We start from the raw sequence: 8,634 nt of genomic DNA, 5'->3' as shown, positions 1-8,634 counted from the left end.
AATCTATGCGAAAGGAGGACGCACCCTATGTCAAATTGCAAAGTAATCGCTTTAACCAACCAGAAAGGCGGCGTTGGCAAGACCACCACGGCGGTCAATCTGGGCGTGGCTCTGGCACAGCAGGGCAAAAAAGTTCTGCTCATTGATGCCGATGCACAGGCAAATTTAACCATGTCGCTCGGTTACAGCCGACCAGACGACTTGCCCGACACACTCTCCACCATCATGCAGGACATCATTGATGATAAGCCCGTCGATGTTTCCAGAAGCATCCTGCACCATGACGAGGGCGTTGACCTGCTCCCGTCCAACATTGAACTGTCGGGACTGGAAGTAAGGCTGATAAACGCCATAAGCCGTGAAAGCGTATTGAAAACCTGCATCAATGAAGTGAAAAAGAATTACAATACTGTCCTCATTGACTGTATGCCGAGCTTGGGTATGCTGACAATCAATGCACTTGCGGCTGCTGACAGCGTGGTTATCCCGACACAGCCCCATTATCTTTCTGCCAAAGGCTTAGAGCTGTTGCTTCGCTCCGTGTTTAAAGTGAAACGGCAGATTAACCCGCACCTGCGGATTGACGGCATCCTTATGACGATGGTAATGCCACGCACGAACATCTCTAAGGAAATCACGGCAACGGTAAAAAGTGCCTACGGGCAGAGAATCAAGGTATTCGATGCACAGATACCCCACTCCATCCGTGCTGTGGAAGCCACCGCAGAGGGAAAGAGCATTTTTGCCTACGACAAGGGCGGCAAGGTAGCCGCCGCTTACGAGCAGTTCGGAAAGGAGGTGGCAGAGCTTGGCGAGAAGCAGAGAAAGCAAAATCGAGCTGACCGCATACGATGACCTCTTTGAAACGGACGAGAGCCGTGCGGAAGCGAATCTAAGCAAAATAAGGGAAATCCCGATTGCGGAGATTGACGAGTTCCCAGACCACCCGTTCAAGGTCTTAATGGACGAGGACATGGAGCAGCTTGTGGACAGCGTAAGGCGGAGCGGCGTGATGACCCCTGCCACTGTCCGCCAGAAAGAGGATGGGCGGTATGAGCTTATCAGCGGTCACAGGAGGAAAAAGGCTTGCGAGATTGCAGGGCTTGAAACGCTCAAATGCGAAGTTAAGGAGCTGACCCGTGACGAAGCGATTATCGTCATGGTTGAGAGTAATCTCCAAAGGACTACTATCTTGCCGAGTGAGAAAGCCTTTGCGTATAAGATGCGGCTTGAAGCGATGAAGCGACAAGGACAGCGTACAGATTTAACTTGTTCCCCAGTGGGTAACAAGTTGCAAGGCGTAAAATCATCAGATGAACTTGCCGAGAAAGTCGGGGAAAGTAAAAATCAGATTTTCCGCTATATCCGTCTGACCGAGCTTGTACCCGAAATCCTGCAAATGGTTGATGAACGCCAAATTGCTTTCCGCCCTGCGGTGGAAATCTCCTATTTGTCCGAGGAACAGCAATATACGCTTTTAGAAGCGATGGGCTACAACGATGCGACGCCCTCTCTTGCACAGGCTATCAAGATGAAAAAGTTCATGCAGGAGGGAAAGCTCACGGATGAGGTTATCCAGAGCATCATGCAGGAGGAAAAGCCAAACCAGAAAGAAAAACCCGCCTTTAAGGACGAGCGGATAACCAAGCTCATACCGAAATCCATTCCCAGAGGGCAGGAAACGGATTTTGTCGTAAAGGCGTTGGAGTTTTACAACCGCCACTTACAGCGGAGCAAGGCTCACGAGAGGTAAGGCAGGAAAAATAGGGATTTTGGAGATGGACGCCGAGGGGAAAGTCTGCCCTTTGGGAAACAGAAAAAATTTTTTGACTTCCCCCTCTCCACACCTCTCCCCCTAGATACTGCCAGTAACTATCCGAGAAAAGAAATATTAAAAGCTGTCCAGATGGGCGGCTTTTTTTCTGCCAGAAAGTCAGCTATCAACATGAGAACGAACAGGAGGTAATGAATGAAGATATGTAAATTATTGAGGAGAGCTGCGGCGTTTGCTTTAGCTGCGGTCACGGCACTGTCCGCCGTCCCTGCCACGACAGCGTTTGCGGCAGGCGACATCGGCACGATTTCCTTTACCCACACTTACGACGGCGCAGGGAACGCAATCAGATATAATTCCAGTGCGAACATCGGCGGTCATACCGCAGGAGGGACGGGCGAATATAAGTACCGCATGTATGTGGACGGGGAAACGGCGTTCTGCCTTCAGCCAGGAGTGCCGCTGAAAACAGGAAATACGCTTGCAAAAGCGTCTTCCAACGCTTGGAACTCCCTTTCCGCAGAACAGAAAAAGGCGGTGGGGCTTGCCCTGCTTTACGGCTATCAGGGCAACAGCGGGAATCTGTCTGGAAGCGATGACGAGAAATGGCTTGCCACCCAGACCCTTGTATGGGAGTTCGTCACGGGATGCCGCAATTCTGCAAGCCCGTACAGCCAGACAAGCACGACCGTTTACAGCCTGCACTTTGGCTCGAACTATGCCAACAGCGGGGCGAGGGCGGCTTACGACCAGATTGTATCATTCATGACAAGGCACAGCACAATTCCGAGTTTTATGTCAGCAGGCAAGAAAGACATTACAAAGGAGCTTGCCTATAAGGACGGGAAATACAGCCTGACGCTGACGGATAAAAATAATTCCCTCTCCGAGTATTCCTTTACCAGCTCCGACAGCAATGTGAAAGTTTCCAAGTCTGGGAACAAGCTCACCATCACGTCAAAGAAAGCCATTGACGGCAAGGCGAGGATTACGGCGACAAGAAATAATACGCCGACGGTCAGCAGCGGGGCGATGATGATTGCCTATGGCGACCCGAACTTGCAGGATGTCATTACAGGCGTGGAGAACGTGGACACCATGACGGCGTATATCAACGTGGAAACGCCGACAGGGACGGTCGCACTGAAAAAGACTTCCGAGGACGGCGTTGTCAGCGGGATTTCCTTTACCATCAAAGGCGACGGCTTCAACAAGACCGTAAAGACAGATAAAGACGGAAATATCACGGTGGAGGGCTTATTCCCCGGCACTTACACCGTCACGGAGCAGTCCATCGACCGCTATGAGCCGCAGAAAACCCAGACCGTGACGATTATCGGGGGAAAGACTTCTACGGTCACATTCAGCAATACTTTGAAGCGTGGCAGTCTGGAAGTCGTCAAAACATCCGAGGACAATCTTGTGGAGGGCGTGAAGTTCCACCTTTACGGCACTTCTTTAAGCGGATTGGCGGTGGATGAATACGCCGTGACCGATAAGAACGGGCTGGCAAAGTTTGAGAATGTCCTTATCAGCGGCAGCACGCCGTACACCCTTGAGGAAGTGGACACGGCTATCCGCTACGTTGTCCCCGCATCCCAGACCGCCCCGATTGAGTGGAAAAAGGTCACAAAACGCAGTTTTACCAACATCTTAAAGAAATTCAATGTCACGGTATTAAAGACCGACATGGAAACGGGGAAGAAGCCGCAGGGCGACGCTTCCCTTGCAGGTGCGGTTTACGGCATCTATCAGGGCGAGGAATTAGTTGACACTTATACCACCGATGAAAACGGGCAGTTCACAACGAAGTATTATATCTGCGGGAACGATTGGAGCATCCGTGAGATTACCCCGTCCGAGGGCTATCTTTTAGATACTACAATCCACCATGTAGGGGCAGAGCCAGAGCTTTACACCGTGGAATATAATTCTGCCAAGAATGATGTAAACGAGCAGGTTATCAAAGGCAATATCGCCATCATCAAGCACACCGACAACGGCGAAACCCAGATTGAAACGCCAGAGGAGGGGGCTGTCTTTGAGGTATATCTGAAATCCGCAGGCGGCTTCGATGCGGCGGAGGAAACCGAGCGTGACACGCTTATCTGCGATGAAAACGGCTTTGCCCAGACAAAGGATATGCCGTATGGCATCTACACCGTACACCAGACCTCTGGATGGGACGGGCGTGAGCTGATGAAAGACTTTGACGTGTTCATCTGCAAGGACAGCCAGACTTACCGCTACCTTATCAACAACGCCAACTTCGAGAGCTATATTAAAATTGTTAAGAAAGACGTGGAAACGGGCAAAGTTATCCCCTATGCAGGGGCAGGCTTCCAGATTTACGACCCAGAGGGAAACCTTGTAACAATGAAATTCACTTATCCAGAAGTGACGGAGATTGACACGTTCTACACCACGGCAGACGGCGGTCTTATCACGCCGCAGACTTTGGAATACGGCAAGGGCTATTCTCTCGTTGAGGTGCAAGCTCCATACGGCTATGTCCTCGACTCCGAGCCAGTCTATTTTGATGTGGAGCAGGAAAACTCCGAGGAGGAAAGCGGTATTACCATTGTCAAGGTGGAACGCTCCAATATGGCACAGAAAGGAAAGATTACAGTATCCAAGTCTGGCGAGGTATTCAGTAGGGTATCAGGAAACAAGGGGCTGTACCAGCCGATTTTTGCCGTGGATAATTTAGAGGGTGCAGTTTACGAGATTACCGCAGCCGAGGACATTATTACAACCGATGGCACGGTCAGAGCCGAGAAAGGCGAAGTCGTAGATACGCTTACCACAGGGGAAGATGGTACGGCGGAATCCAAAGAGCTTTATCTCGGAAAGTATGAGGTAAAGGAAGTGACTGCCCCGTATGGCATGGTATTAAACGATGAAATCCATGCCGTGGAGCTTGTGTATGCGGGGCAGGAAATCGAAGTGACGGAAACAGGCACGGAATTTTACAATGAGCGTCAGCGTGTGGAAATCGACCTCAATAAAACTCTTGAGGTGGACGAAGCATACGGCGTAGGCAGCAACGGAGAAATCAAAGACGTCACGTTTGGTTTGTATGCAGCCGAGGAGCTGACCGCAGCCGACGGCTCTGTTATCCCTGCGGACGGATTGATTGAAGTCATCTTCCTTGATGAGAACGGTCACGGAAAGGCAATCAGCGACCTGCCGATGGGCAGCTATTATGTGCAGGAAATATCAACAAACGCAGCTTACCTTGTAAGCGATGAGAAATACCCTGTTGACTTTGAGTACGCAGGACAGGAAACAGCCGTCGTGAACATCACGGCAAATGAGGGAGAAGCCATTGAAAACGAACTGATTTACGGCTCTGTCAGCGGCAGGAAATCCAACGAGGACGGTGAGGATTTAGGCGGTGCGTTAATCGGCATCTTTCAGACGGGGACAACGGAATATACAAAGGAAAATGCGATTGCGACTGCCACATCTGAGGATGACGGCAGTTTTTCTTTTGGCGAAGTTCCGTATGGCACATGGGTAATCCGTGAAATCGAAAGCCCGAAAGGATATGTACTCTCCGAGGAAGAAATCAGCGTAACAATCGGCGAAGTAGATGAGGTTGTGGAAATCGAGCTTGTCAATTATTTCATCAAAGGCAATATTGCTCTGACAAAAGTAGACAAGGACTATCCCGACAACAAGCTCACAGGTGCGGTATTCGAGGTCTACTCTGATGCCAACGGCGACGGAAAACTGGACAAGAAAGATGAGCTGCTCGGCGAGATGGGCGAGGTGGAAAAAGGCGTGTACCAGATGAGCGACCTCAGATACGGCAAGTACCTTGTCCGTGAGAAAACCGCCCCGACAGGCTTTGTTCTGGACGAGAATGTTTATCCCGTATCCATCGAGGAAAACGGCAAGACCTACAACGTGGAGAATGAAGCGGGCAAAGGATTTTTAAATGAAGCGCAGAAAGGCTCATTAAAAATCGTCAAGACATCCTCTGACGGCAAAGTGGAGGGCTTCTCTTTCCGTGTGATTGGAAAAGATTACGACCAGACATTCAAGACGGACAAAAACGGCGAAATCGCCATTGACGGCTTGCGTATCGGCGAGTACACCGTGTCCGAAGTCAGCGATAAGGCATCCTCTGGCTATATCCTGCCCGCCGACCAGAAAGTGACCATCAAGACGGACGAAACGGCAACCGTAACCATGCACAACGAGCTGCGTGATACACCAAAAACAGGCGACGATTTTAACCTCGGCTTGTGGGTAAGCCTTGCGGCGGCATTTACAGTCGGTGCGGGAATCTTCGGGTTTGCAGGCTACCAGTGCGGAAGAAAGAAAAAGGAGGACTAAGGGATGAGGGCAAAGACAATCATTGCTGCCATTCTTGCCGTATTCATGGTAAGTGCGGCGGTATGGCTGAAAATCCGTAACAGGAAGAAATAAATTAAGACAGATTGATGTAGATCGGGGCGGTTGGAAGATACCGCCCTCTTTTCATGTATGGAGGTAATTATGGACAGTCTGAAAACCATTGAGGGCAAAGTCAGAGCCGTCCTGCAAGAGAATGAGGACGCCAGAAATGACGACATGGTGCTGTACCTTGCCCTCTGCAATCTTTATCTGAAAGGTGCTGGAGCTATGCCGCTTGCCCAGATACTTTTGAACCATAAGGAGCTTGGCTTGCCGAGCTTTGAGAGCGTGGGCAGGACACGCCGCAAATTGCAGGAGAAATGCCCAGAGCTTTTAGGGAGCGTGCGGATGCAGAAAGTCAGAGCCAAAGGCGAAAAGGCATACCGCAGATATGCAAAAGAATCGTGAGGTGAAAGATGCAGGATAAGTCTTTTGAATATGGTGGGCATCATTTTATCCCAGAGCGGCAGTTTACAAAGCGGGAAGATGATTTTTTTAAGATTACCCGCAGATTAAAGACAGATAGGGAACTTGGCTTTTTCGCCGCCGACTATTACGGCAGGGGAAGCCAGAAATTCCCTTATTCTTATGATGATTTTTATGCTGCATCCACGGACAGGAAGTGCGATATTTTCCGCTGCGTGGAGAACGGCAGGCTGTACGTCCCCTGCCAGTATGAATTGCAGCAATATATGGACGAAAAGCAAAAAGAGAGGAGGAACGCCTATGAACGGTGAAACACGCTCCAATCAGGGCTATGAAATCATAGAGGGCTGCACTATCGGGAACACGGAGCTTGTCATCGGGCATCACCCGAAAGCCCCGAACCCTTATGTATGCTGGTACTGCAAGGGCGGCGACAACTACTATTGGGGCTGCTACTGCAACACACTCGAAGCGGCGAGGGAAAAGTTGAATGAACGCTACCAGTCGGAGTGCCAGATGCCATATAACCAACAGCACGATAAAAAGGCGAAGCAGCGCGATGGGCGTGAGCGGTAGTATGGGCAGCAATGAAAACAACAAGAAGTATGACTGCACGATTTGTCCTTACCCCCGATATAAGGACAGCCGTGTTATCTTCTGCGACGTCTGCATCCGAAAGGTTTTGGACTGGCAGAGGGAGAAAAAGCAAAGAAAGGAGAAGCCCGATGGAGAATGAAGAAAAACGGATGATTAGCTCCTATGAGGTCACGCAGAGCATCCACATCGGCAAAAAGGAAGTCGTGTTCGGCATAGATGAGAAAGAGGAATACCCGTATCTTGTCTGCTGTTGCACTTACGACAACCCGCTGTCCGCAGAATGGGTGACCGATGCGGTCGGCTCTGACGACTATCTGGAAGCCATGCAGATGTTTACCGACAGGGTGCAGGAACAGATAGAAAGTGTAAGAGCCGAGCAGGAACAGTTCAAGTTTGACATGACCCCGTTTACCATAGACGACTGCATCCCAGACGACAAAAGCGGCAGCATTGTGGGCAAGGTCGTTGTCATCAATGCCGAGGTCAACCGCCATGAGTACAGGCATTCCGCCTACCAGCTTGTACTGGCGGACGGCGGTCACGGAGCGTTGGGCGGCAGGGGGCAGGCGGTGTTCGGCACTTCCCTTGCGGACGGCAAGCACGCCCGATGGGAACGGTGCGACGTGCTTGGGGAAATCAAGCCAGAGAAGATGCCCGTCTGGGCAAAGGAAGCACTCGCAAAAATCAAGGAACAGGAAAAGGCGAAAAAATCAAAGAGCAGGGAGGAACGCTGATGGAGGTACGGGCTTTGACGCAATCCGAACAGAAATACACCTACGCCCAGAGTATGCAGCTTGAGGGGCAGACGGGGTGCATCGGTCATCTCCGTGGGGACTTTGGCGGCTCTGGAAACGAGTTTCATACCGATTGGTCTGACACAAGGGAACAGTGGAAAACCGATGAATTTAAGGCAGGGCTTGACGATGTAATCAACGCCCTGCGTGAAGATAAGGGGCTTCTGCACAGCCGCCGTGATATGTCGTCGGCTGCAAGGCAATCCCCCGATGCCGCCTTTATGGGGAATTACTGTACTGAGTACGGCTTCCGTGTAGATACTGACAAACACGCTTTCCTGCTCCGTTGCAACCCGACAAAGGGCGACTATAACTTTTACTGCTACTGCTATGTGAAAGAATGGCTCGATAAGCATATATCCAGAGCGGAACAGGGAATCCACTTTATAGACCCCCATTACAAAGAGCTGTTCCGCATCCCCGATGGCGGGAAAATCATTATCAACTATGCGTGGGGAGAAAAGGCGGAAAAGACCTGCCGTTTCATTGACGAATGCCATACCGAGGTGGGCAGCAATCTCTACCATATCTGCGAGTTTGCCGAGCGTATGGAAAGGAACGGGCATAGCTGCGAGCCGAAGCCGCAAGAGCCGCCGTCCGCACAGAAAGCCCCGAAACACAAAGACCATGAACGATAGG

9 protein-coding genes are annotated in these 8,634 nt (G+C 50.8%); all 9 read left to right on the top strand.

What is annotated here, in order from left to right; translation table 11 throughout:
• Positions 1 to 27: 27 nt before the first annotated feature.
• A complete protein-coding gene (locus NFR99_RS06450; RefSeq protein ID WP_217925332.1) occupies positions 28 to 855 on the top strand; it encodes a ParA family protein in 828 nt (275 codons plus the stop codon).
• Positions 809 to 1,753, top strand: a complete 945-nt coding sequence (locus NFR99_RS06445; RefSeq protein WP_217925333.1) for a ParB/RepB/Spo0J family partition protein — start codon at positions 809 to 811, stop codon at positions 1,751 to 1,753. Before NFR99_RS06450 ends, NFR99_RS06445 begins: the two co-directional genes overlap by 47 nt.
• A gap of 216 nt (positions 1,754 to 1,969) precedes the next feature.
• Positions 1,970 to 6,118: a SpaA isopeptide-forming pilin-related protein gene (locus NFR99_RS06440; protein WP_135976931.1), complete on the top strand. Its 4,149-nt coding sequence runs from the start codon at positions 1,970 to 1,972 to the stop codon at positions 6,116 to 6,118.
• Between the two features lie 162 nt (positions 6,119 to 6,280).
• Positions 6,281 to 6,586: a hypothetical protein gene (locus tag NFR99_RS06435; protein ID WP_135976932.1), complete on the top strand. Its 306-nt coding sequence runs from the start codon at positions 6,281 to 6,283 to the stop codon at positions 6,584 to 6,586.
• Positions 6,587 to 6,594: 8 nt separating this feature from the next.
• Entirely contained in the window at positions 6,595 to 6,915 is a 321-nt protein-coding gene (locus tag NFR99_RS06430; protein ID WP_135976933.1) for a hypothetical protein, read from the top strand.
• Complete coding sequence (locus NFR99_RS06425) at positions 6,905 to 7,180, top strand: hypothetical protein (RefSeq protein WP_135976934.1); 276 nt, start codon at positions 6,905 to 6,907, stop codon at positions 7,178 to 7,180. The genes NFR99_RS06430 and NFR99_RS06425 overlap by 11 nt, the downstream gene beginning before the upstream one ends.
• The gene (locus NFR99_RS06420; protein WP_168354855.1) at positions 7,164 to 7,340 is read left to right on the top strand and encodes a hypothetical protein; all 177 of its coding nucleotides are present in this window, start codon (positions 7,164 to 7,166) and stop codon (positions 7,338 to 7,340) included. The genes NFR99_RS06425 and NFR99_RS06420 overlap by 17 nt, the downstream gene beginning before the upstream one ends.
• Complete coding sequence (locus NFR99_RS06415; RefSeq protein WP_135976935.1) at positions 7,330 to 7,935, top strand: hypothetical protein; 606 nt, start codon at positions 7,330 to 7,332, stop codon at positions 7,933 to 7,935. The genes NFR99_RS06420 and NFR99_RS06415 overlap by 11 nt, the downstream gene beginning before the upstream one ends.
• Entirely contained in the window at positions 7,935 to 8,633 is a 699-nt protein-coding gene (locus tag NFR99_RS06410; RefSeq protein ID WP_135976936.1) for a hypothetical protein, read from the top strand. The genes NFR99_RS06415 and NFR99_RS06410 overlap by 1 nt, the downstream gene beginning before the upstream one ends.
• Position 8,634 lies beyond the last annotated feature (1 nt).

This window comes from Hominisplanchenecus murintestinalis (genome assembly GCF_943193015.1).
GTDB classification, from domain to species: domain Bacteria; phylum Bacillota; class Clostridia; order Lachnospirales; family Lachnospiraceae; genus Hominisplanchenecus_A; species Hominisplanchenecus_A murintestinalis.
This window is presented reverse-complemented; position numbering and strand designations above follow the sequence as displayed.

What these genes read in the sequence shown, in the direction of transcription:
- NFR99_RS06425 (WP_135976934.1), top strand. Translation starts at nt 6,905, where the DNA reads ATGAACGGTGAAACACGCTCCAATCAGGGCTATGAAATCATAGAGGGC.
- NFR99_RS06430 (WP_135976933.1), top strand. Translation starts at nt 6,595, where the DNA reads ATGCAGGATAAGTCTTTTGAATATGGTGGGCATCATTTTATCCCAGAG.
- NFR99_RS06440 (WP_135976931.1), top strand. Translation starts at nt 1,970, where the DNA reads ATGAAGATATGTAAATTATTGAGGAGAGCTGCGGCGTTTGCTTTAGCT.
- NFR99_RS06410 (WP_135976936.1), top strand. Translation starts at nt 7,935, where the DNA reads ATGGAGGTACGGGCTTTGACGCAATCCGAACAGAAATACACCTACGCC.
- NFR99_RS06415 (WP_135976935.1), top strand. Translation starts at nt 7,330, where the DNA reads ATGGAGAATGAAGAAAAACGGATGATTAGCTCCTATGAGGTCACGCAG.
- NFR99_RS06435 (WP_135976932.1), top strand. Translation starts at nt 6,281, where the DNA reads ATGGACAGTCTGAAAACCATTGAGGGCAAAGTCAGAGCCGTCCTGCAA.
- NFR99_RS06450 (WP_217925332.1), top strand. Translation starts at nt 28, where the DNA reads ATGTCAAATTGCAAAGTAATCGCTTTAACCAACCAGAAAGGCGGCGTT.
- NFR99_RS06420 (WP_168354855.1), top strand. Translation starts at nt 7,164, where the DNA reads ATGGGCGTGAGCGGTAGTATGGGCAGCAATGAAAACAACAAGAAGTAT.